The organism is Thermoactinospora rubra, from assembly GCF_002093975.1.
In the GTDB taxonomy this organism is placed as follows: domain Bacteria; phylum Actinomycetota; class Actinomycetes; order Streptosporangiales; family Streptosporangiaceae; genus Nonomuraea; species Nonomuraea rubra_A.
Window position 1 is genome coordinate 62,469 of record NZ_KZ084331.1, and the last position, 22,345, is coordinate 84,813.

Annotated in this window: 22 protein-coding genes; 13 read left to right on the plus strand and 9 right to left on the minus strand. The window is 73.7% G+C overall.

What is annotated here, in order from left to right; translation table 11 throughout:
• The first annotated feature begins 45 nt into the window (after positions 1-45).
• A complete protein-coding gene (locus tag BSB02_RS11350; RefSeq protein WP_084958708.1) occupies positions 46-642 on the plus strand; it encodes a TetR/AcrR family transcriptional regulator in 597 nt (198 codons plus the stop codon).
• A 50-nt stretch (positions 643-692) separates the two neighbouring features.
• Positions 693-1,265, plus strand: a complete 573-nt coding sequence (locus BSB02_RS11355; RefSeq protein ID WP_084958709.1) for a dienelactone hydrolase family protein — start codon at positions 693-695, stop codon at positions 1,263-1,265.
• 14 nt (positions 1,266-1,279) lie between these two features.
• Here the strand turns inward: BSB02_RS11355 and BSB02_RS11360 are convergent, their stop codons facing one another.
• Positions 1,280-1,684: a helix-turn-helix transcriptional regulator gene (locus BSB02_RS11360; protein ID WP_240506363.1), complete on the minus strand. Its 405-nt coding sequence runs from the start codon at positions 1,682-1,684 to the stop codon at positions 1,280-1,282.
• A 62-nt stretch (positions 1,685-1,746) separates the two neighbouring features.
• Between BSB02_RS11360 and BSB02_RS11365 the strand changes: the two genes are divergently transcribed.
• Positions 1,747-2,115 (plus strand): hypothetical protein, encoded by a 369-nt coding sequence (locus BSB02_RS11365; protein ID WP_084958710.1) that lies wholly within the window; start codon positions 1,747-1,749, stop codon positions 2,113-2,115.
• Between the two features lie 106 nt (positions 2,116-2,221).
• The gene (locus BSB02_RS11370) at positions 2,222-3,043 is read left to right on the plus strand and encodes an MOSC domain-containing protein (protein ID WP_084958711.1); all 822 of its coding nucleotides are present in this window, start codon (positions 2,222-2,224) and stop codon (positions 3,041-3,043) included.
• On the opposite strand, the gene BSB02_RS11375 is transcribed toward BSB02_RS11370, so the two are convergent.
• Positions 3,040-5,565 carry an ATP-dependent Clp protease ATP-binding subunit gene (locus BSB02_RS11375; protein ID WP_169729385.1) on the minus strand — a complete coding sequence of 842 codons (2,526 nt, stop codon included), beginning with the start codon at positions 5,563-5,565 and terminating at the stop codon, positions 3,040-3,042. The genes BSB02_RS11370 and BSB02_RS11375 overlap by 4 nt on opposite strands.
• A gap of 985 nt (positions 5,566-6,550) precedes the next feature.
• Entirely contained in the window at positions 6,551-9,004 is a 2,454-nt protein-coding gene (locus BSB02_RS11385; protein ID WP_143590494.1) for a glycoside hydrolase family 3 N-terminal domain-containing protein, read from the minus strand.
• Positions 9,005-9,249: 245 nt separating this feature from the next.
• Here BSB02_RS11385 and BSB02_RS11390 point away from each other — a divergent pair, with 245 nt between their 5' ends.
• Positions 9,250-10,416 (plus strand): PP2C family protein-serine/threonine phosphatase, encoded by a 1,167-nt coding sequence (locus BSB02_RS11390; protein ID WP_084958713.1) that lies wholly within the window; start codon positions 9,250-9,252, stop codon positions 10,414-10,416.
• Here BSB02_RS11390 and BSB02_RS11395 read toward each other — a convergent pair whose 3' ends face one another.
• Together BSB02_RS11395 and BSB02_RS11400 are read right to left on the minus strand one after the other, a co-directional pair.
• A complete protein-coding gene (locus tag BSB02_RS11395; protein WP_084958714.1) occupies positions 10,417-11,235 on the minus strand; it encodes an SDR family oxidoreductase in 819 nt (272 codons plus the stop codon).
• 30 nt (positions 11,236-11,265) lie between these two features.
• Positions 11,266-12,495, minus strand: coding sequence for an aminotransferase class V-fold PLP-dependent enzyme (locus BSB02_RS11400; RefSeq protein WP_084958715.1), 1,230 nt, complete (start codon positions 12,493-12,495; stop codon positions 11,266-11,268).
• On the opposite strand from BSB02_RS11400, the gene BSB02_RS11405 reads away from it, so the two are divergent.
• The 6 genes from BSB02_RS11405 (at position 12,494) to BSB02_RS11430 (ending at position 16,776) form a co-directional block, all read left to right on the plus strand.
• Positions 12,494-13,888, plus strand: coding sequence for an aminotransferase-like domain-containing protein (locus BSB02_RS11405; RefSeq protein ID WP_084958716.1), 1,395 nt, complete (start codon positions 12,494-12,496; stop codon positions 13,886-13,888). The genes BSB02_RS11400 and BSB02_RS11405 overlap by 2 nt on opposite strands.
• Positions 13,889-14,067: 179 nt before the next feature.
• Positions 14,068-14,394 carry a hypothetical protein gene (locus BSB02_RS11410; protein WP_084958717.1) on the plus strand — a complete coding sequence of 109 codons (327 nt, stop codon included), beginning with the start codon at positions 14,068-14,070 and terminating at the stop codon, positions 14,392-14,394.
• A gap of 122 nt (positions 14,395-14,516) precedes the next feature.
• The gene (locus BSB02_RS11415; RefSeq protein WP_084958718.1) at positions 14,517-14,717 is read left to right on the plus strand and encodes a CsbD family protein; all 201 of its coding nucleotides are present in this window, start codon (positions 14,517-14,519) and stop codon (positions 14,715-14,717) included.
• 38 nt (positions 14,718-14,755) lie between these two features.
• A complete protein-coding gene (locus tag BSB02_RS11420) occupies positions 14,756-15,604 on the plus strand; it encodes an NAD-dependent protein deacetylase (protein WP_084958719.1) in 849 nt (282 codons plus the stop codon).
• A gap of 9 nt (positions 15,605-15,613) precedes the next feature.
• Positions 15,614-16,408: a glycosyltransferase family 2 protein gene (locus BSB02_RS11425; protein ID WP_158088602.1), complete on the plus strand. Its 795-nt coding sequence runs from the start codon at positions 15,614-15,616 to the stop codon at positions 16,406-16,408.
• 119 nt (positions 16,409-16,527) lie between these two features.
• Positions 16,528-16,776 (plus strand): SCO4226 family nickel-binding protein, encoded by a 249-nt coding sequence (locus tag BSB02_RS11430; protein WP_084958721.1) that lies wholly within the window; start codon positions 16,528-16,530, stop codon positions 16,774-16,776.
• A 27-nt stretch (positions 16,777-16,803) separates the two neighbouring features.
• Here BSB02_RS11430 and BSB02_RS11435 read toward each other — a convergent pair whose 3' ends face one another.
• On the minus strand, positions 16,804-17,367 hold the full coding sequence (locus BSB02_RS11435; RefSeq protein WP_084958722.1) for a TIGR03086 family metal-binding protein: 564 nt from the start codon (positions 17,365-17,367) through the stop codon (positions 16,804-16,806).
• 153 nt (positions 17,368-17,520) lie between these two features.
• Here BSB02_RS11435 and BSB02_RS11440 point away from each other — a divergent pair, with 153 nt between their 5' ends.
• On the plus strand, positions 17,521-18,036 hold the full coding sequence (locus BSB02_RS11440; RefSeq protein WP_084958850.1) for a DinB family protein: 516 nt from the start codon (positions 17,521-17,523) through the stop codon (positions 18,034-18,036).
• A 110-nt stretch (positions 18,037-18,146) separates the two neighbouring features.
• On the opposite strand, the gene BSB02_RS40540 is transcribed toward BSB02_RS11440, so the two are convergent.
• Positions 18,147-18,311, minus strand: a complete 165-nt coding sequence (locus BSB02_RS40540) for a hypothetical protein (RefSeq protein WP_158088603.1) — start codon at positions 18,309-18,311, stop codon at positions 18,147-18,149.
• A gap of 106 nt (positions 18,312-18,417) precedes the next feature.
• Here BSB02_RS40540 and BSB02_RS11445 point away from each other — a divergent pair, with 106 nt between their 5' ends.
• On the plus strand, positions 18,418-20,028 hold the full coding sequence (locus tag BSB02_RS11445; protein WP_158088604.1) for a hypothetical protein: 1,611 nt from the start codon (positions 18,418-18,420) through the stop codon (positions 20,026-20,028).
• 15 nt (positions 20,029-20,043) lie between these two features.
• Here the strand turns inward: BSB02_RS11445 and BSB02_RS11450 are convergent, their stop codons facing one another.
• Positions 20,044-21,711 (minus strand): FAD-binding dehydrogenase, encoded by a 1,668-nt coding sequence (locus BSB02_RS11450; protein WP_206184643.1) that lies wholly within the window; start codon positions 21,709-21,711, stop codon positions 20,044-20,046.
• A complete protein-coding gene (locus tag BSB02_RS11455; protein ID WP_206184631.1) occupies positions 21,705-22,316 on the minus strand; it encodes a TetR/AcrR family transcriptional regulator in 612 nt (203 codons plus the stop codon). The genes BSB02_RS11450 and BSB02_RS11455 overlap by 7 nt, the downstream gene beginning before the upstream one ends.
• Positions 22,317-22,345 lie beyond the last annotated feature (29 nt).

Genomic DNA, 22,345 nt, shown 5'->3' on the forward strand with positions numbered 1-22,345 from the left:
TTTAAGCTAGCATGAGGGAGGGCACTAACGCAACTGGAGTTGCCTTTGAGCGACCAGAAGGTTTTGAGCGGCCAGAAGCGGCCCGGCGGCCGCAGCGCCAGGGTCCGGGAGGCGGTACGGCAGGCGACGCTGGCCGAGCTGGCCGAGCACGGGTACGGCGGGCTGACGGTGGAGAACGTGGCGGCCCGGTCGGGCGTGCACAAGACGACGGTGTACCGGCGCTGGGGCGGCGTCGAAGGGCTCATCGCCGACGCGCTGGAGCTCGCCCGGGAGGAACCCTGGCCGGTGCCCGACACGGGCTCGCTCCGGGGGGACCTGCGCGCCCTGGCCGTGCTGGTGCAGTCGAGCTTCCCGGACGCGATCGCGTCGGCCTTCGTCGCCGCGGCGATGCAGAACGAGGCGGCGGCGCGGGCGCTGCGGGCCTTCTACGAGGCCCGGCACCGCCAGGCGGCCCAGATCGTGCGGCGGGCGGTGGACCGCGGCGAGGTGGGGCCAGGGGTGGACGCGGAGGAGCTGGTACGGCTGGCGGTCGCGCCGGTGTTCGCCCGGCTGTTCGTCACCCGGGAGCCGGTGACGCGGGAGGACGCGATCCGGGCGGCGGACGCGGCCCTGGCCGCCGCGCTGGCCGGAGTGCTCGGCTGACGCGCCACCCGTCACCTCGGGTGACGACGGGCCGCGGCTAGGCTTTTCGCATGGCGCGCATCCTGCTCCTGCACTCCCAGTACGGCCTGCGCCCGGCCGTCCGCCAGGCCGCCGACCGGCTACGGGCAGCCGGGCACGAGGTGCACGTCCCCGACCTGTACGACGGCCGGGTCGCCGGCACCTTCGAGGACGGCATCAAGATCAAGGAGGAGATCGGCCGGGACGAGCTGCTGAAGCGCGCCGTCGCCGCCGCCGCGCCCCTGTCCGCCGCCGGCCTGGTGTACGCCGGCTTCTCGCTCGGCGGCGCGCTCGCCCAGAACCTGGCCCTCGCCGACGACAACGCCCGCGGCCTGCTGCTCCTGCACGGCACCTCCGACCTGGCCGACGACGCCTCCGCCGACGGCCTGCCCGTCCAGCTCCACGTCGCCGACCCCGACACCCACGAGTCCGTCGACTGGCAGAACGCCTGGTACCTGCGGATGCGCCGGGCCGGGGCCGAGGTGGAGGTCTTCCGCTACCCGGGCGCCGGCCACCTGTTCACCGACCCCGACCTGCCGGACCACGACCCCGAGGCGGCCGACCGCGCCTGGCGGATCGCCCTGGACTTCCTCGCCGAGCTCTGATCTCCCGCCATGGGTCACGTGCCGCTGCCGGTGCCGTCCTCGCCGCGCTGAAGCGCCGCCAGCAGCTTGTCCATCGCGGAACGGGCGCTGGCCGAGGAGTACGGGCCGACCGCCACCAGGGCGGCCACCAGCGCGGCCGCCTCGCCGGGGGTGAGCGACAGCCGCACGGGCCCGGCGGGCGCGTCGAGGCGGTAGCCGCCGCCCGGGCCGGAGCGCACGGTGATGGGCACGCCCGCCTCGCGGAGCCGTACGACGTCGCGCTCCACGGTCCGCACGGCGACGCCGAGCCGGTCGGCGAGCAGGCGTCCCGTGGTGCGCCGCGGGGAGCGCGCCCGCAGCTCCTCGATGAGGGCGTGCTGGCGCTCCACGCGGCGCAGCACGAGATGCTGGTCCATGGAGTCGGCGGAGCGGATCGGCACCGGAAGACCTCTCGTGATCGGCGACACCGGCCTGTCGGCGACTCCAGCCTAGGGTCGGGCCCATGGAGATCGAAGACTTCTTCTCGAGGTACGGCGAAGCCCTCACGCGGGGCGACCTCGACGGCATCGCCGGATGCTACGGCTACCCGTCCTTCATCCTCGGCGACGACGTCGCGGTGGCGGTGGCGGGCGAGGCCGACGTGAAGGCCGCCTTCGAGGGGGCCGCCGAGCGCTATCGCGCCCAGGGCCTGGTCGCCGCCCGCCCGACGGTCACCGCGACGACCCGGGTGACGGACCGGATCGTCGACGCCGAGGTGTCGTGGGACTACGTGGACGCCGAGGGCGTGCCGCGGTCGGGCAGCCGCTACCGCTACACGCTCCGCGCGACCGGCAACGATCCCCTCATCCACGTGGTCGTCTCGATCCCGTGACGGCCGGAAGGCCCGCGGCGCGACGTCCAAGCGTCGGCGGGTCCCGGCCGCATGGCGCCCGGGTAATTTGGGAGCGCTTCCAGACTTAACCGGATAAGGTGCCGCCATGCACATCGCCCAGATCATCGTCTACCCGCTCAAGTCCGGCGCCGGGCTGGCCGTACCCGAGGCGGACCTCCACCCCTGGGGGCTGGACGGCGACCGGCGGTGGGCGGTGATCGGCGAGGACGGCGGCAACCTCTGGCTGGGCGAGTTGCCCCGGCTGGCCTCGGTCGCGGCCCGGCCGACGCCCGAGGGCGGCCTGCTGCTGTCCGCGCGCGGGATGGACGACCTGACGGTGCCGCCCGCCGCCGGCGAGCTCACCCCGGTGGGCTTCACGGGCCTGGACCGGGCGGTGCTCGCCGCCGACGCGGCGCACGCATGGTTCACCGCCCTGCTGGGGCGGCCCGCCAGGCTCGTGTGGCTGGACGACCCGCGCCGCCGGTCGATCGACCCGGCGCACGGCGGGCTGCCGGGCGAGGTGGTCAGCTTCGCCTGGGACGCGCCGCTGCTGCTCACCTCCCGGTCCTCGGCGCGCGTCCTGGACGGGTGGATCGCCGAGGAGGCCGCCTCGCACGGCGAGGACCCGCCCGGCCCGCTGTCGCCCCTGCGCTTCCGCCCGAACGTCATCGTCGAGGGCGCCGAGCCGTTCGAGGAGGACGGCTGGCGGGAGGTGCGGATCGGCTCGGTGCCCTTCCGCGTCTCGGAGCTGTGCGACCGCTGCGCGGTCACCACCATCGACCCCGACACCCAGGTCAAGGGCAAGGAGCCGCTGCGGACGCTGGCCCGGCACCGCAAGTGGGACGGCAAGACGTGGTACGGCATCCGCCTCGTCCCCCGGGCGCCGGGCCGCCTCCGCGTGGGCGACCCGGTGGCCGCCGTGAGCTAACCGGCCGGCGCCCGCTCCTGGACGGCGGAGCGGTCGGTGCCCTCGCCGGGCCGCGTCGCGGTGATGCGGATGGCGCCGTCCTCCACCGTCACATGGATCGTGTCACCGGGCTTGATGGCGCCGCCGAGCAGCAGCTCGGCCAGCTCGTCGTCGAGCAGGCGCTGGATCGTGCGGCGCAGCGGGCGGGCGCCGAACTGCGGCTGGTAGCCCTGATTCGCCAGGTAGTCCAGGACCTCGTCGCCGATGTCGAGCGTGACGTCCTGGGCGTGCAGCCGGCGGCGGGTCCGCTCCACCAGCAGAGCCGTGATCTCCCGCAGCTGCCGCCGGTCCAGGCCCTGGAACAGGATGATCTCGTCGATGCGGTTGAGGAACTCGGGCCGGAAGCGCTGCCCGAGCAGGTCCATCAGCTCCTCGCGCAGCTCCTCGACGTCGCGGCCGGCCGCCGTGGCCGCCAGGATGCGGTCCGCGCCCACGTTGCTGGTCATGATGACGACCGTGTTGGAGAAGTCCACGGTGCGGCCCTGGCTGTCGGTGAGCCGGCCGTCGTCCAGCAGCTGCAGCAGCATGTTGAAGACGTCCGGGTGGGCCTTCTCGATCTCGTCGAAGAGCAGCACGCAGTACGGCGTCCGCCGTACCGCCTCGGTGAGCTGGCCGGCCTCCTCGTAGCCGACGTAGCCGGGCGGGGCGCCGACCAGCCGGGAGACGGTGTGGCGCTCCTGGAACTCGCTCATGTCGAAGCGGACCATGCGGTCCTGGTCGCCGAACAGCGCCTCGGCGAGTGCGCGGGCCAGCTCGGTCTTGCCGACCCCGGTGGGGCCGAGGAACAGGAAGGAGCCGTCGGGGCGCCGGGGGTCGGCCATGCCGGCGCGGGCCCGCCGCACCGCCCGGGCCACCGCGCCCACCGCCTCATCCTGGCCGACGATCCGCCGGTGCAGATGCTCCTCCAGCCGCAGCAGGCGATCCTTCTCCTCCTCGGTGAGCTGCGCGACCGGGATGCCGGTGGCTCGGGCGACCACCTCGGCGACGTCGGCCGCGGTCACCTGGGGCACCCCGCCGACGGCGGCCGCCGACCGGGCCTCGTCGAGCTCCCGCTCGGCCGCCTCGATCAGGGATTTGAGGTGCGCGGCGCGGTCGTAGTCCTCGGCGGCCACGGCGCTGTCCTTCTCTCTGCGCAGCGCGGCCACCCGCTCCTCGAGCTCCCTGGTGTCCGGCGCCGGCGTGCGGGCGCGCAGCCGTACCCGGGCCGACGCCTGATCGACGAGGTCGATGGCCTTGTCGGGCAGGAAACGGGCGGTGATGTAGCGGTCGGACAGCTCGGCGGCGGCCAGCAGCGCCTCGTCGGAGATGCGCACCTGGTGGTGGGCCTCGTACCGATCGCGCAGGCCGCGCAGGATCGCCACCGTGTCCTCGACGCTCGGCTCGGGAACCAGGATCGGCTGGAAGCGCCGCTCCAGCGCCGAGTCCTTCTCGATGTTGGTGCGGTACTCGTCGATCGTGGTGGCGCCGATGACGTTCAGCTCGCCGCGAGCCAGGGCCGGCTTGAGCATGTTGCCGGCGTCCATCGAGGAGTCCCCGCCCGCGCCGGCGCCGACGATGGTGTGCAGCTCGTCGATGAACAGGATCACCTTGCCCTCGGCGCCGCGGACCTCGTCGATGACGTTCTTCAGCCGCTCCTCGAACTCGCCCCGGTACTTGGACCCGGCGACCATGCCGGCCAGGTCGACGGCGACCACGCGCCGGTCGGCCAGGGTGTCGGGGACGTCGTTGTTGACGATGCGCTGGGCGATGCCCTCGACGATGGCGGTCTTGCCCACGCCGGGATCACCGATGAGAACCGGGTTGTTCTTGGTGCGCCGCGACAGCACCTCGATGGTCTGGTCGATCTCCTCCTCGCGGCCCACCACCGGGTCGAGCTTGCCCTCGCGGGCCGCGGCGGTCAGGTCGCGCCCGTACTGGTCGAGCGTCGGGGTGGCGCTGGCCGTGCGAACGGGCCGCTCGCCGCCGCCTCCGGCCAGCGTCTCCTGGCCGGCCAGCTGGCGCAGGACCTGCCCGGCCACGGTGTCGGGGTTGGCGGCCAGCCCCAGCAGGATGTGCTCGGGGCCGATATAGCTGGCGCCCGCCGCCCGTGCCTGGGTGTGGGCCTCCAGCAGCGCGCGCTTGGCCGCGGGCGTGAGCGGCGGCGCCTCCTCGGCGGGCTCGCCGTGGCCGCCGGTCTGCTCCATGTCCGCGGCGATCCGGTCGGGGTCGCCGCCCAGGCGCTCCAGCAGCCGGCGGGTGGCCGGCAGCTGGGTGGCCGCCCACAGCAGGTGCTCGGTGTCCAGGTCGGGGCTCCCCCACCGGGCCGCCTGCTCGGCGGCGTGCTGGATGAGCTCGCGCGCCTGCTGCGACAGCAGCCGGGACAGGTCCACGCGTTGCACGGGCCGCCGCGGGCTCATCCCGGCGAACGGATCGCCGCCGAAGAACCGGTTGATGAGGTCGTCGAACGGGCTGGCCCCGAAGTGGCCGAAAGGTTCGCTTGCCACCACATACTCCCTCCGATATTACGTTTCATACTGATTAATCCGCTATGTCATCTTTTGTCCCTCTCTTCCGGCCCATTCCCGGGACGCCTACCACTAATCGACAAGCCGGCGGCCGGGACTACCGCGTGATCACGCTCAGGCCCGGCAGTCGTGGTCATCGACAGGCGTTTCATCGACCCCAATCCGTTCGACGCCGAACCGGGCGACCTCATCGCGCCGGTGCCCGCGGACCTGACCCGCCTCCCCGCGCGCACGGCCCGCCGATTGAGCCGGTGGCTCGCCGTACCACAAGGGGAGTTCGGAACCGTCCGATGGCACACGTGGGGCTTGGATCTGACCATGGCCGAGCGGCGCGCCAGGCTGGAGGACCGCGACCGGTGGCGGAGGTGGCGGCCCGAGGAGGACGACCGGCGCACCGGGGTGGCGCGGCAGGGCAGGCTGCTCATCGTGCGCGCCTCGGCCGGCCTCCTCCGCTGCTGGGCCGTCGCGGTGGCTGGCATGGCGAGACCGAGCACAGAGGCATGCCCTACACCGAGCTTGAAGCGGACGAGTGGGAGCCGTGCCGCGCCGACGGCGAGATCCAGACCTTCCGCGACTACCGCCAGAGGATGTCTGTGGCCGAGGTCTCCTGCTGTGAGGTCCTCGCGACGCCGGCGCGCCCCGTGACCCGGAGGCGATCAGACCCCTGGTCTGGAGGCGGAGAGTCCGTTCGGCACGGTGGACGAAGCGCGCCCGTGAGGGAGGCGGACCACTTCCTGCACGAGGATCCGAGCTCAAGCGCCTATCCTACGCGTGGCTGACGGACTTCGTCGGCTGCCTGCCGATGCCGGACGGGGGCCCGCATCGACCCTGCGGACCCGCACGTGCCGCCCGGCCTGGAGATGCGCTCGTTCGTCCCCGGCCTGCCCGCCGACGGGGCGGCAAGCGCCGCAGCGCTCCTGGGCGAGCTGCTCTGACCGGCCGGGCGGCGGTGACGCCGCCGGTGCTAGCCAGCCGCGCAGGCGTAGCCGGAGGGCAGGGAGGACCCGTCGGGGCGACTGGCCTGGAAGCCGAACGTCGTGCTCGCGTTCGGCGCCAGGGCGCCGTTCCAGCCGAGGTTCCTCGCCGTGACGGTCCGGCCGTCGACGGACAGCTGGGCGTTCCAGGAGCCGGTGATGACATGCCCGGCCGGGAGCGTGAACGTCACCGTCCAGCCGCCGATCGCCGACGCGCCGGTGTTCTTCACGGTGACCGGCTGGACGACGTAGCCGTTGCCCCACTGGCTCTGCACGGTGGCGGTGGCCGTGCAGCCGCCGCCGGTTCCGTCGCCGCGGGTGGTGACGGTGACGGTGTTGGACACCGGGGAGAGGTTGCCGGCGCCATCGCGGGCGCGCACCTGGTAGCGGTAGGTGGTGTCCGCGGTCAGGCCGGTGTCGGTGAACGACGTGCCCGCGGCGGTGCCGACCTGCGCGAAGGCGCCGCCGCTCGAGCCGGGCGCGCGCAGGACGTCGTAGCCGGCCAGGCCGCTGCCGCCGGTGTCGGTGGAGGCACCCCACGACAGCGAGACGCTGGAGGCGGTGACGCCGGTGGCGGTGAGCGTGCCGGGCGTGCCCGGCGGGGTGGTGTCGTCCTCGCGGGGCTGGTAGGTCAGGCCGTACCCCAGCGGGAACAGCGGGGTCTTGCCGTCGCCGTCGTTGATCGGCTGCTGGGACGCGGCGGCCATCCAGGTCATGGGCAGCTTGCCGGTGGGCTGGACCCTGCCGAACAGCACGTCGGCGACCCCCTGGCCCTCGGTGCCCGGCAGCCAGGCGGCCACCAGCGCGTTCCAGCCGGGAAGCCGGCCGGCGATGTCCAGGGGGCGGCCGGAGACCAGCACCACCACGACCGGCACGCCGGAGGCGCGCAGCGTGTCGATCGTGGCGACGTCGGCCGGGTCCAGGCTCATCGACCCGGGACGGTCGCCCTGGCCCTCGGCGTAGGGGGTCTCGCCGACGACCGCGACGGCGACCTTGTAGCTGCCGTCGATGCCGCTGCCGTTCTGGCTGTAGGTGACCGTGGTGCCGGAGGCGACGGTGTTCCTGATGCCCTGCAGGATCGTCGTGCCCGGGGTGGTCGGGCCCGAGCCGCCCTGCCAGGTGACGGTCCAGCCGCCGCTCTGGTAGCCGATGTTGTCGGCGTGCCGGCCCGCCACGAAGATCTTGCCCGCGTCGGGGCTGAGCGGCAGGAGGCCGCCGTCGTTCTTGAGCAGCACCTGCGACTTGGCGACCGCCTCGCGGGCCAGCGCCCGGTGTGCCGCGCTGCCGACCGTGCCGGTGAGCGTCCGGTCGGTCAGGGGTTTCTCGAACAGCCCCAGCTCGAACTTCTTGGTGAGGATGCGCCTGACCGCGTCGTCGATCCTGCTCATGGGGACGCGCCCGGCCTGGACCTCGGCGCGCAGCAGCTCGATGAACTGCTTCCAGGCGGTCGGCGCCATCACCATGTCGATGCCGGCGTTGACGGCGGTGCGCACGTCGGTCGCCGACATGCCGGTGGCGCCGTCGATCTGGTCGATGCCGTTCCAGTCCGACACCACGAACCCGGTGAAGCCCAGCTCGCCCTTCAGCACGGTGCTGATGAGGTACTGGTGGCCGTGCAGCTTGACGCCGTTCCAGCTGCTGTAGGAGATCATCACCGAGCCGACGCCGCGCTCGACCGCGGCCTTGAACGGCGGCAGGTGGATGGCCCGCAGCTCGGCCTCCGACAGCCGGGTGTCGCCCTGATCGACGCCGTTGGTCGTGCCGCCGTCGCCGAGGTAGTGCTTGGCGGTGGCCAGGATCGACGGGGATCCCTCCTGCAGGCCGGTGATGATCGAGGTCATCGCCGAGGGGATCTCGGGCGTCTCGCCGAAGGACTCGTAGGTGCGGCCCCAGCGGTCGTTGCGCGCCACGCACAGGCAGGGCGCGAAGGTCCAGTCGACGCCGGTGCCCGCGACCTCCTCGGCGGTGACGCGGCCGATCCGCTGGACCAGGGCCGGGTCGCGGGTGGCGCCCAGGCCGATGTTGTGGGGGAAGACGGTCGCGCCGACCACGTTGTTGTGGCCGTGGACGGCGTCGACCCCGTAGATCATCGGGATGCCGAGCGGCGTGGCCAGCGCGGCCCGCTGGAAGGTGTCGTACATGTCCGCCCACGACGCGGCGGTGTTGGGCGAGGGCGCCGAACCGCCGCCGGACAGGACCGAGCCGAGGCGATAGGCCGTGATGTCGGAGGCCGAGACGGAGCCGCGCTCGGCCTGGGTCATCTGGCCGATCTTCTCGTCGAGCGACATGCGCGACATCAGGTCGCTCACGCGGGTGGCGACGGGCAGGGCCGGGTCCTGGTACGGCGGAGCCGCGCCGGCGGCGGACGCGGGCGCCGCGAGGACTCCGGCCAGCAGGAGGGAGGCGGACAACACGGATAACGCGGGCAACAGGGTGAGACGCACGGTGACCCCCTCGGGCGCGGGCAACGACTGGGAGCGCTCCCATCGGTCACCATAGGCACTGCGCGGGCGAAGGAGTACGGCCGCGCGCCACCGCGGCGGCCGGACCAGCCCAAACGCCCGGCGGAAGGTGAAACTTTCAGCGCCGGCGAACTCCTTGCTGCGAGTGGTGGTGCGGGGACTCCGGCTCGTCTTCCGTGAGTGGCCCTGGAGCACGCCGGGTAGTCCCCACGTGAGGACTCTGAGCCATGGACAGCGTGAGCCTGGGTGAGGAAGTGCTGAGCCGCCTGCTGGCCGCCTCCCACCGGATGCCGCCGGACGAGATCGCCGCCGTCACGGCCCGGCACGTCGCGGGCTGGGGCGTCGAGCACGTGCGGATCTACCTGTCCGACCTGCGGCAGGAGGTGCTGGTGCCGGTCGGGGCCGAGGGCGAGCCGCTGTCGATCGACGGCACCCTGGCCGGGCTCAGCTACCGGACCCTGCGTGTCACCGACCGGGTCGTCGAGGGCAGGACGTGGCTGTGGCTGCCGCTCGTGGACGGCGTCGAACGCCTCGGGGTGCTCGAGCTGGCGCTGGCCAGGGCCGACGAGCACACCCGCGAGCGGTGCGCGACGCTGGCCTCCCTGCTCGCCCTCCTGCTGGTGAGCAAGAGCACCTACAGCGACACCTACCCCCAGACCCGCAGACGGCGGCCCATGTCGCTGACGGCGGAGATGGAGTGGGCGTTCATGCCGCCGCTGACGTTCGCCACCGACAAGGTGTCGGTCAGCGCCGTGCTGGAACCGGCCTACGAGGTCGGCGGCGACGCCTTCGACTACACGCTGATCCACGACCGGCTGCACGTGTCGGTCTTCGACGCCATGGGCCACGACCTGGAGGCCGGGCTCATCGCGAGCGTCGGCATGGCCAGCTGCCGCAACGCCCGCCGCGCCTGCGGCACCCTGCGGGACATCGCCCGCAAGGCCGACCGGGCGATCAGGGACCAGTTCGGCACCGGCCGCTTCATGACCGCGGTCCTGGCCGACCTGGACGTGTCCACGGGGGTGCTCACGTGGATCAACTGCGGGCATCCGCCGCCCGTCGTGATCCGCGGCGGCAGGGCGATCAAGCAGCTGGGCCGGCCGCCCCGGCTGCCGCTCGGGCTCGGCGACGACGTGCCCGCCCCCGTGTACGAGGAGCGCCTGGAGGAGGGCGACATGGTGCTCTTCTACACCGACGGCGTCACCGAGGCCCGCTCGCGGGAGGGCGAGCAGTTCGGCGTCGAGCGGCTGTGGGACCTGGTGCTGCGCAGCTGGGCGACCACGCTGCCGGTCTCGGAGATGCTGCGCCGGCTCATCCGCGCCCTCATCGAGTACCAGCGCGGCCACCTGCAGGACGACGCCACGGTGGTGCTGGTGCGCTGGCGTCCCGGGTGATCAGCCCTGCCGCCAGTCGCCGCCGGTCAGCGCGCCCCCGGCCTGCGGGCCCATGAGCGTCAGGCCGCCGTCCACGAACAGCGTCGCGCCCGTGATGTAGGAGGCCGACGGCCCGGCGAGGAAGGCCACCGCCGCGGCGACCTCGCGGGCGTCGCCGGGCCTGGCGATCGGGTAGCCCGGCCGGCTGCCCGGCTCCGGCGGCCGGTCCTCCTGCCCGGTCATCGGCGTGGCGATCTCCCCGGGGGCGATCGTGTTCACCGTGATGCCGTGCTCGGCCAGCTCCAGCGCGAGCACGCGGCTGAGCATGCGCAGCCCGCCCTTCGCGGCGCAGTACGGCCCGGCCCCGATCCGGGGGAACTCCTCGTGCACGCTGGTGACGTTGACGATGCGGCCGCCCCGCCCGGCGGCTGCCATGCGCCGCGCCGCCCGCTGCGCGCACAGGAACGGGCCGTCCAGGTCCACCGCCAGGACCGAGCGCCACCGCTGGAAGTCCATCTCCAGCAGCGGCTCGCCGCTGCCGGTGCCGGCGTTGTTGACCAGGACGCCGACGCCGCCCAGCTCCTCGGCCAGCTCGTCGATCACGGCCGCGGCCTTCTCCGGGTCGGTCAGGTCGTGGCGGCGCACGGCGGCCCGCCGCCCGCGCCCGCCGACCAGCCGGGCGGTGTCCTCGGCCCCGGCCTGGTCGGCATGGAAGGTGATCCCTACGTCGAAGCCCCGCTCCGCCAGCTCCACGGCGGTGGCCTTGCCGATGCCGGAGTCCGCGCCGGTGACGATGGCCACGCGGTCGTAGCCGGGCCGGGAAACCGCTGCGTCGCTCATGGTTGTCCGCGCTCCCCGGAGCGGCGCCGTCTAAACGCGCACCTGCTCGGCCAGCTCGGCGACCGCCTCGGCGACCTCGTCGACTTCCTGCTCGGTGTTGTAGTAGTGCGGCGACAGGCGCAGCGCCCACTCCACGTCCTTGTCGGCGAAGTCGTAGACGGCGAACTCGCGGAAGCTCAGCGCCGAGTTGACGCCGCGGGCGTCCATGGCCTGCTTGAACGGCTGGGCCTGCCAGCCCTCGACGTCGAAGGTCACCAGCGCCGCCAGCTCGCGGCCTCGGTCCAGCACGCGGACCCCGGGGACGGCGGCCAGCCGCTCGCGCAGGCGGGCGGCCAGGGCGGGGGTGCGCCGGGAGACGGGCTCCAGGCCGACCCGCAGCGCGTATCGGACGGCCTGCGCGGAGCCGATGAGCGTGGCGTAGGGGAACTCCCACTCCTCGAACCGCGCGGCGGTCTCGGCGGGGGCGTAGCGGCCGGGGCCCACCCAGCGCGCGCCGTACATGTCGATGAACAGCGGCTCGTAACCCTCGCCCAGCACGCGGTCGGAGACGTACAGGAAGCCCGAGGCGCGCGGCCCGCGCAGGAACTTGCGGCACGTGGCGGTGAGCAGGTCGCAGCCGATCTCGTCGACGTCGATCGGGTACTGCCCGGCCGACTGGCAGGCGTCCACGAGGTAGAGCAGGTCCAGCTCGCGGCAGTGGCGGCCGATCTCCGCGACGGGCTGGACGAGCCCGGAGTTGGTGGGCACGTGCGTGGCGGCGACCAGGCGTGGCCGCAGGGACCGCATGAGCCCGGCCATGGCCGCCACGTCGACGCCCGTGCCGTCGGGGTGGTCGGGCGCGTGGACGATCCGCACGCCGTGCCGCCTGCGCAGGGACAGGAACGCGATCTGGTTGGAGACGAAGTCGTTGCGCGTGGTCAGGATGACGTCGCCCGGCTCGAAGGGGATGGCCGACAGCGCCTTGCTGTAGGCGTGGGTGGCGCTGGCGGCGAACGCGACGTTGCGCGGCGCGCAGCCGATGAGCTCCGCGATCGCGGCGTAGAAGTCGCGGACCCGGTCGGCGCGGGCCGCGGCGGCCTCGTAGCCGCCGATCGCGGCCTCCAGCTCCAGGTGCTCGATCATGGCCCGCAGCGCGGGCCGGGGGATCATGCCGCAGCCGGCGTTGTTGAAGTGGATCACCGACTCGCAGCCGGGGGCGTCGGCGCGCAGCGCGCGAAGCGTTTCCTCGGTGAAGGCGAAAGCGTTACTCTGACCTCTCATGTATGAGAGTAGCATTATCGAGGCGCTTGTCACGAGCCTGCGCGCCGAGATCGCGGGGATGGCCCCGGGCGACCGCCTGCCCAGCGTGCGCGACCTCGTGCGCCGGCACGGCGTCAGCCCGGTGACGGTGACGCGCGCCTTCGCGCTGCTCGCGGCGGAGGGCGCGGTGGTGACGCGCCCCGGAAGCGGCACCTTCGTCGCGCCGCGCCGGGCGCGGCCCGGCGACACCCCGGCCGACACCTCCTGGCAGGCCGTGACGCTGGGCGACCGCAGCGTGGACACGGCGCGGGTGAGCCACCTGCTCGGCCCGCCGCCGCCCGGCGCGATCATCATGTCCGGCGGCTACCTGCACCGCTCGCTCCAGCCGACCAAGGCGCTGGCCGCCGCCCTGGCCCGTGCCTCGCGCCGCCCAGACGCCTGGGACCGCGCGCCGGCGGCCGGCCTCGCTCCCCTGCGCGCCGTCTTCGCCCGGCTGGCCGGTCCCGGCGTGGCCCCCGACGACGTGCTCGTCACCGGTGGCGGGCAGGGCGCGCTGTCGATGGCCTTCCGCGCGATCGCCGCGCCGGGCAGCCCCGTGCTGGTGGAGTCGCCGACGTACCCCGGCGCGCTGAGCGCGGCGCGGGCGGCGGGGCTGCGGCCGGTGCCGGTCCCGGCGGACGGCGACGGCATCCGGCCCGACCTGCTGGCCGAGGCCTTCGCCATGACCGGCGCCCGGCTGCTGTACTGCCAGCCGACCTGCCACAACCCCACCGGTGCGACCCTCGCCCACGAGCGCCGCCGCCAGGTCGTGGAGGTCGCCAGGGCCAACGGCGCCTTCGTGCTGGAAGACGACTTCGCCCGCCTGCTCGGCCACGGCGCGCCGCTGCCGCCCCCGCTCGTGGCCGACGACCGCGACGGCACCGTCGTCTACCTGACCTCCCTCACCAAGCCCGCCTCGCCGAGCCTGCGCATCGGCGCCCTCGTCGCCCGGGGCCCGGTCATGGCCCGGCTGCGCGCGATGCGGATGGTCGACGACTTCTTCGTCGCCCGCCCCTTGCAGGAGGCCGCGATCGAGCTGGTCAGCAGCCCCGCGTGGGACCGCCACCTGCGCGCCCTGGCCGCCGCCCTGCGGGAGCGCTGCGCCGCGCTGGCCGCCGCCCTCGCGCTGGAGGCGCCGGGCTGGCGGGTGGAGCGGATCCCCTCCGGAGGCCTCCACCTGTGGGTGCGGACCGGCCGCGCCGAGGACGCGGCAGAGACGGCTCGGCGGTACGGCGTGGCCGTCGACCCGGGCGAGGACTTCTTCGCCGCCGAGGCGCCGGGCGCCTTCCTCCGCGTCGGCTTCGCCGCGGCGGCGGACCCGGCCGAGCTGGCCGAGGGCGCCCGCCGCCTGGGCGCGGCGGCGCGAGGGGAGTAGCCCCTGCGCCTCCATGGCGTTGAGGTGGTGGGTGAGCGTGGCGCCCCGGATGCCGATCGCCTCGGCCAGCCGCTCGTCGAAGGAGCGGCTGACGGCCTTGGCAGTGTCATGGGCTGCGCGAACGAGTCACATGTCCGGCAAATGGGTAGGGCAGGCGTCGAACCACAGAGGGGGAAACAATGATCAAGCTACTGCAGCGGATGGGCATCCGTTCCAGCCACATGTACGCCGCGGGCTTCGCCTCCATCGGCGTCTCCATCGCGTCCTGGGCCGCCTCGAAGAACCTCGAGAAGGCGGGCATGGACCGCGCCGACCGGTGGGGCATCTTCGTGGGCGAGTGGGCGCCGACCCTGTTCGCGCTGGGAGTCGCCCTGCGCATGGAGGAGATGACACCGCAGGCGCAGATGGAGATGGAGACCACGCCGCGGACGACGCCGGAGCCCACGGAGGCCGCCACGTTCGACAAGGCCTCGGGCGGGAGGACCCCGGTCCACCCCAGGGCGTAGCAGGCACCTCGCGATGCGCCGCCCGCTCCGGGCGGCGCATCGCCGTTCTTGCAAGCGGCCTGCCGGGGCGTTTGACGCCGACGCCCCAGGACAGAAGGAAGGCCGAGGCAAGGAGGAGGGCCATGGGTGCCGACGACAAGATCAGAAATAAAGTGGAAGAGATCAAGGGCAAGCTCAAGGAGCGCGCCGGCGACGCCTCCGACGACGAGAGCCTGAGGGCCGAGGGCCGCACCGAGCGGGCCGGCGGCGCCGTACGGCAGGCCGGCGAGCACGTCAAGGACGCCGTCGAGGACGTCAAGAGGGCTCTGCGCAAGGACAAGTAGCCGCGCGAGGACGAGGAGGCGTCCTGCACCATGGAGGCATGACGAGGACGGCTCACGAGCCGGGGTTCGAGGAGCTGGCGGACACGCTGGCCGACCTGGTGGCGGACGGGGACGTGGTGGTCCTCAGCGGCGCTGGCCTGTCGACGGAGTCCGGCATCCCCGATTACCGGGGAGAGACCGGGCGCAGGCGGCGGGCCACGCCGATGACGTACCAGACCTTCGTCTCCAGCGCCCCGGCCCGCAGGCGGTACTGGGCGCGCAGCCACATCGGCTGGCGCCACATCGCCCGGGCCGTCCCCAACGCCGGGCACCACGCCGTGGCCGCCCTGCAGGCCCGCGGCCTCCTCAGCGGCGTGATCACGCAGAACGTCGACGGCCTGCACCAGGCGGCCGGCGCGCGCGACGTCATCGAGTTGCACGGCGCGCTCGACCGGGTCCGCTGCCTCGGCTGCGGACGCCGCAGCTCCCGCGAGGAGCTGGACCGTCGGCTCCGCGAGGCCAACCCCGGCTGGAACCCCGACAGCGAGGTCAACCCCGACGGCGACGCCGTCCTCGACGACCGCTGGATCGCGTCCTTCCGGGTCGTGAGCTGCCGCGACTGCGACGGCGTCCTCAAGCCCGACGTGATCTTCTTCGGTGAGAACGTGCCGCGGCAGCGGGTGGACGAATGCTACGCGCTCACCGAGAAGGCCGGCCTGCTGCTGGTCCTGGGCTCCTCGCTGACGGTCATGTCCGGCTACCGGTTCGTCCGGCACGCCGCCGCGCTCGGCGTCCCGGTCGCGATCGTCAACCGCGGGCCGACGCGGGGCGACGGCGAGGCGCTGGTGAGGTTCGACGCCCCGCTGGGCCGGGCCCTCACCGCGATCGTCTCCCGGCTGCCCTCCTAAGATCGCTTGGTGATCACGTTCGTCATCCCAGCGCACAACGAGGAAGACACCGTCGCCACCGCCGTCGCCCAGGCCCGCGCCGCCGCCGGGCCCGGTGACAGGGTGCTGGTGGTCGACAGCGCGTCGGGCGACCGTACGGCGGAGCGAGCCGCCCAGGCCGGGGCCGAGGTGCTGCGCGGCCCCAAGGGCAAGGGCGCGGCGATGAACGCGGCCCTCGGCGCGACCTCCACCGAGTGGGTGTGCTTCCTCGACGCCGACCTGGTCTCCTCCGAGCTCAACGTGCCCGCCGCGCTGCGCGCCGCCGCTGTGTCCGGCGACGCGGACCACGTGGTCGGCGACTTCGAGTACGACTACCCGGGGACGATCCTGAGCTCCACGTTCACCGTCTACGAGCCGCTGGCCGCCAGGTTCTTCCCCGAGACCGGGCACCTGGGCGCCAACTCGCTCACCGGCTACCGGGCGATCCGCCGGTCCCTGCTGCGGGAGCCGTTGCCCGCCGGCTTCGGCGTGGAGGCCCACCTCAACATCTCCCTCGCCGTCGCGGGCGCCACCGCCCGGGTGGTCCACCTCGGCGTCATCGGCAGCCGCTTCCGGCCCAACGGCGGCTCCATGGCCTGGGAGATCGGCACGACGATCCTGGACCTGGCCCAGGCCCACGGCCGCCTCGACCCGGCGGAACGCCCCCGCTGGGACGACTGGCTGGCCGAGGGCGTCGCCGCCGTCGCGCCGCAGGACGCCTCGGGCGGCCGCTCGGCCACCCTCGCCCGCCTCTTCGCCGCCGTCCGCCGCCCGATGCCGACCTGAGCCCTCCGCCGACAAATATCCCTGCCGATAAATATCCCTTTTGACAGGAAATTGGGTGTTTATCACCATATGTCGATCTACGCTGAGATGGTCCGGCTCAGCCCTCGGAGGAGGCAGCCATGGCCAAGTTCATAGACGTCCATCGCGGCATGGTGGGCATCACCGACGAGCAGCTCCGTCAGGCGCACGACGCCGACCTGGAGATCCAGCAGGAGGAGGGGGTCACCTTCGAGCATGCGTGGGCGGACCCGGACGCGGGTGTGGTCTTCTGCCTGTCCGAGGCGCCGGACGCGGACGCCGTCCAGCGGATCCACCAGCGCGCGGGACACCCGGCCGACGAGATCCACCCGGTGCCGCTGACGGTCTGACCGGAGACCCTGCCGGCCACGGCGCGGTCAGGCACGGCGGCCGAAGGCCGCGAGCAGCTTGGCCTGCGAGTCGGCGTCCGGGGGCACGTCGAGGCGCGGCCCTATGGCGCCCGCCGACCGGTAGGCCTCCTCCTGCCCGGCGAACCAGGCCGAGCACGCCTCGACGAGCTCGGGGTCGAGCCGCCGGTCGGCGCCGATGGCCTCGGCCAGGTCCCAGGCGTGCACGAGCAGGTCGGCGAACAGCTGCATCGCGTACTCCGAGCCGGGCACGTCGCCGAACGACAGGTGCACGATGCGGTCCATCGCCCCCTCCGCCTGGACGGCGGCCACGGCGCGGGCGGCGGAGTCGTCGAAGGCCTTGACCGGGTCGTCGCCGAGCAGGTCGCCGTCGAGGGCGTCGCCGACGTCCGCGACGGTGAGCCCGGCGAACAGCGGCGGGGCCCACAGGTTCTCGCTGACGATGTGGTTGACCAGGGTGCGCACGTTCCAGTCCAGGCAGGGCGTGGGCAGCGTCCACTGCTCGGGGCCGACGGCGTGGACCCGGGCCGCGAACTCCCGCATGGCGCGGTTGTGCAGGTCAGGAGCGTTCATCTGAACCTCCCCAGCAGCCCGGATCTCGACAGAGGACGTCATACGCGTCATCGTGTACACGCCGTCACCGACGGGACAATCCCCCGCTCGCAAAGGATCACGGCAGGAAAACCCGATGCGGCGCCTCCCGGCCCGCACCTAATGTCCAGACCCATGCCCCCTTCGCGAGTACGCCCGCCCTTCACGGCCGACGAGCGCACCCAGCTGCTCGGCTGGCTGGACCTCCAGCGCTCGATCATCCACTGGAAGTGCGAGGGCCTGTCCGAGGAGGACGCCCACCGCCCGGTCCTGCCCTCCTCCCCGCTCATGACCGCGGCGGGGCTCGTGTCCCACATGCGCTGGACCGAGCACTGCTGGTTCGAGGTCGTCTTCCTCGGCGGGTCGTCCGAGGCCAACCCCCAGTTCCGGGAGGAGCCCAAGGGCGCCGACATGAGGGTCGACGGGGTCCCGCTCGCCCGGCTGCTGGAGGACTACGACCGGCAGTGCGCGAGGTCCAACGAGATCGTCGAGGCGCACTCCCTCGACGACGTCGGCCGCCATCCCGACCTCAAAGCGGCCGCCGCGAGCCTGCGGTGGATCCTCATCCACATGATCGAGGAGACGGCCCGGCACGCCGGTCACCTCGACGCCGTCCGGGAGCTCGCCGACGGCCGCACCGGCTACTACTGACGCGAGACGGCGGCCGCGGATGAGCCCCCCGACATCCACGGGCAGCCGAGGCGCCCGCGCGATCCCATCCGTGGCCGCCGCCTCACGGGTACGGCTCGGCCGTACGCGGCCTACTCGTTGGAGTTGACCGCCGGGCCCCAGCCCATGCCCAGCGGGCCGTCAAGGTCGCCCACCGGCTGCGGGACCACTTCCCCGACGGGCAGTGGTACGCGCGCCTCGGCGGCGCGGACCCCGGCCCGCGCGACCCCGCCGACGTGCTCGCCGACCTGCTGCACACCTCCGGCATGGACCGCTCGGCCATCCCCGACGGCCTGGAGCAGCGCGCCGCCGCCCTGCGGGCGGCGCCTGGCCGACCGGCGGGTCCTGCTGCTGTTCGACGACGTGAGCGACGCGGCCCAGCTCCGCCCGCTGCTGCCCGGCCGGCCCGGGTGCGCGGTGCTCGCCACCGGCCGCCGGACGCTCGGCGGCCTGGCCGGGGCCGCCTCGGTACGGCTCGCGCCCCTCACCCCGGCGGAGTCGGTGGAGCTGCTGGGCCGGCTGGTCGGGCACGAGCGGGTCAGCCACGAGGCCGACGCGGCCGACGACGTCGGCGCGAGCCTGGGCGGCCTGCCGCTCGCGCTGCGGATCGTCGGCGTACGGCTGGCCACCCGCCCCCACATGCCGCTGGCGCGGTTCGCCCGCAGGCTGCGCGACGAGCGGCGGCGGCTGGACGAGCTGGCGGTGGACGACCTGGCGGTGCGCTCCAGCTTCGAGCTGAGCTACGCCGCTCTGGACCCGCAGGCGCAGACGGCCTTCCGGCGGCTGGGCCTGCTGGGCGCGGGCGACTTCGCGGCGTGGACGGCCGGCGTCCTGGCCGGGGGCGACGGCGACCGGCTCGTCGAGCGGCTGCTGGAGGCCAGCCTGCTGCTTCCGGCCGGCGTGGACGTGACCGGGGAGCCGCGCTACCGGCTGCACGACCTGCTGGCCGTCTACGCCCGCGAGCTGCTGCGGAGGGACGACCCCGCCCACATCCGCGCCGCGCTGCGCGCCCACCTCGACACGCTGCTGGTGATCGCCGACCGGTGCTGGGCCGGCTCCTCGTGGTCCATCGACGACCTGCCACCCATGCCGCTCCCCGGTGGCGTCACCTGCGGGCTTCCCGCCGACGAGCTGGCCGCCCTGTCCGGGGACCCCGTGTCCTGGTTCGTCGCCGAACGCGCCCATCTGGTCGCCGCACTCGAGCGCGCCTGCGAGCACGGCTGGCTCGCCGAGGCGTACGCCCTGGCCCAGCGGGCCATACCGACCCTGGACGTCTTCATCGGCCGGGAGCGCGTGGCCGCGCTCCACGAGATGATCCGCGACGCCGCGTCGAAGGGCGGCGAGGAGCTGCTCGCCTGGCGGTCGGAGTACAACAGGTCCGCCGGTCTGATCGGTCTGGGGCGGCTCGCGGAGGCCGCCGAGGGGCTGGAGGAGTGCGCCGCGGCGTTCGAGCGGCTCGGCGCCACGATGGAGCTGGCCTACACCCTCGGCGCGCTCGCCTTCTGCTACGCGACCCGGGGAGCCGCGCAGGCCGCGCTGCCGCTGGCCGAGGCGGCCGTCCGCGCCGCCGTGGCGAGCGGAGCGCTGCCCGCCCAGGCGTCGACGATCCGCGAGCTCGCCGACGTCCTGTCGCTCGTGGACCGGCGGGCGAGAGAGCTGGTGGATGACAGGGAGGATCCGTACGGCGGCGCCTGGCTGGCCAATCTGATGGCGCGGGTCGCGGTGGCGGAGGGCCGGCACGCCGACGCCGTGCGGCTGGCCCGCGACGCCCGCGAGCGCTTCGTCAAGCTGGGCGACCGGCGCGGGGAGCACCTGTCGGCCGCCTTCGAGGCCACCGCCCTGCTGGCCCTCGGGCGTCCCGGCGAAGCCGTCGAGCTCATGGAACCCGCGCTGGAGGCCCTCTCCGATCTGGGTGTCACCCGGCTGGAGGGCCAGTTCCGCGCCACCCTGGAAGCCGCCCGGCGGGCGCTCTGAAGCAGCCGGCGGGCTCTAACGCAGGGCGCGAGCCAGCGCCCGGCCCGCGGCCCGGCCGGAGAAGATGCAGCCGCCCAGGAACGTGCCCTCCAGCGCGTTGTAGCCGTGGACCCCGCCGCCGCCGAAGCCGGCCACCTCGCCCGCGGCGTACAGGCCGGGCATCGGCGTGCCGTCGGGCCGCATCACCTGCGAGTCCAGGTTGGTCTGCAGGCCGCCGAGCGTCTTGCGGGTCAAGACGTTCAGCCGCACGGCGATGAGCGGCCCGTGCGCGGGGTCGAGGATGCGGTGCGGCTTGGCGACCCGGACGATCCGGTCGCCGAGGAACCGGCGGGCGTTGTGGATGGCCATGACCTGGGCGTCCTTGGCGTACCCGTTGACCACCGCGCGGTCCCGCGCGACGATCTGGCGCTCAAGCTCGGCGGCGTCCAGCTCGGGCCCGCGCGAGAGCTTGTTCATGCCCTTCACCAGCTCCGCCGGCGTGCGGGCGACGACGAAGTCGACGCCGTGCCGCTTGAACGCCTCGACGGGTCCGGGGGCGCCCTTCGCGCGGCGGCTCTCCAGCAGCAGCCTGAGGTTCTTGCCGGTGATGTCCGGGTTCTGCTCGGAGCCGGACAGCGCGAACTCCTTCTCGATGATCGTCTGGGTGAGCACGAACCAGGAGTAGTCGTAGCCGGTGCCCAGGATGGCCCTCATGGTGGCGTTGGTGTCGAAGCCGGGGAAGTTCGGCGGGGGCAGGCGCCTGCCGGTCGCGTCGAACCACATCGACGAGGGGCCGGGGATGATGCGGATGGCGTGGTCCGGCCAGATCGGGTCCCAGTTGTGCAGGCCCTCGGTGTAGTGCCACATCCGGTCGCGGTTGACGACGTTGCCGCCGGCCCGCTCGGCGATCTCCAGCATGCGCCCGTCGACGTGGGCGGGCACGCCGGAGATCATCGTGCGCGGGCACGGCCCGAGCCGTTCGACCGGCCAGTTGCGCCGGATGAGGTCGTGGTTGTGGCCGACCCCGCCGGAGGTGACGACCACCGCCTTGGCCCGCAGCTCGAACTCCCCCACCTTGCCGCGCGGGGACGCCTTGCCGCGCGGCAGGTCGGTGGGCTCCAGGACGCTGCCGCGCACCCCGACCACGGCGCCGTCCTCGACGACCAGCTCGTCGACCTGGTGGCGGAAGCGGAAGGCGACCAGGCCGCGCCGTTCGGCGGCCAGCACCGGCCCGGCGAACACCCTGACCACCTCGGGGCCGGTGCCCCAGGTGAGGTGGAAGCGCGGCACCGAGTTGCCGTGGCCGTCGGCGGCGCCGCCGCCGCGCTCGGCCCAGCCGACCAGCGGGGTGAGGCGCAGGCCCAGCGCGTGCAGGTAGCCGCGCTTCTCGGTGGCCGCGAACCGCACGTAGGCCCGCGCCCACTGGCGGGCCCAGTGGTCCTCGCGGTCGCGGTCGAAGCCCGCCGAGCCCATCCAGTCCTGCAGGGCCAGCTCGTAGGAGTCCTTGACGCCGAGCCTGCGCTGTTCGGGCGTGTCGACGAGGAAGAGCCCGCCCAGCGACCAGAACGCCTGCCCGCCCAGGTTGTTACGGTTCTCCTGCTCGACCACCAGCACCCTGCGCCCGGCCCTGGCCAGCTCGTAGGTGGCCACGAGACCGGCCAGGCCCGCGCCGACGACGATGACGTCCGGGGTGTCGCTCACGATCGTCCTTCCTCGCTGTAAGCCATCACGACCTGCACGAACAAGTCCAGCCGGCGCCGCCGTACCTCCGGGTCGGCCGGTTCCATGAGGCACTGGACGGCGGTGCCGTCGTGCACGGCGACCAGCGCCTGGCCCAGCGCCACGGGGTCGGGGACGCTGCGGCCGACGCGGCGCAGCAGCCCCTCGACGACCGGCGTGATCGCGGCCCGGATCGCCTCCTCGCGGGCCACCATGACGCGGCGCAGCGACGGGTTGCGCAGCGCGTGGGCGGTGAACTCGGCCGTCACGCGGTACCAGGCGTCCTCCAGCGGGACCGCCCGCAGCACGTGCTCGACCACGTCGCGCACGTTCCGCACGTCGGCCTGGGCCGCCTGCTCGGCCATCGCGCGCACGCCGGCCAGCATGGCCCGCGAGCGCTGCTCCCACATGGCCAGGAACAGCTCGTCGAGCGAGGTGAAGTTGGAGTAGAAGGCGCCGCGGGTGTAGCCCGCGCGGTCGCAGACCTGCTCGACGGTGGACCGGCCGAAGCCCACCTCGGCGAAGACCTCCAGCGCGGCGTCGAGCAGCCGCTCGCGCGTCTGGGCACGCCTTCTGGTCGTTCGGCTCACATACACGAATGTATCGGATACATCCGTGT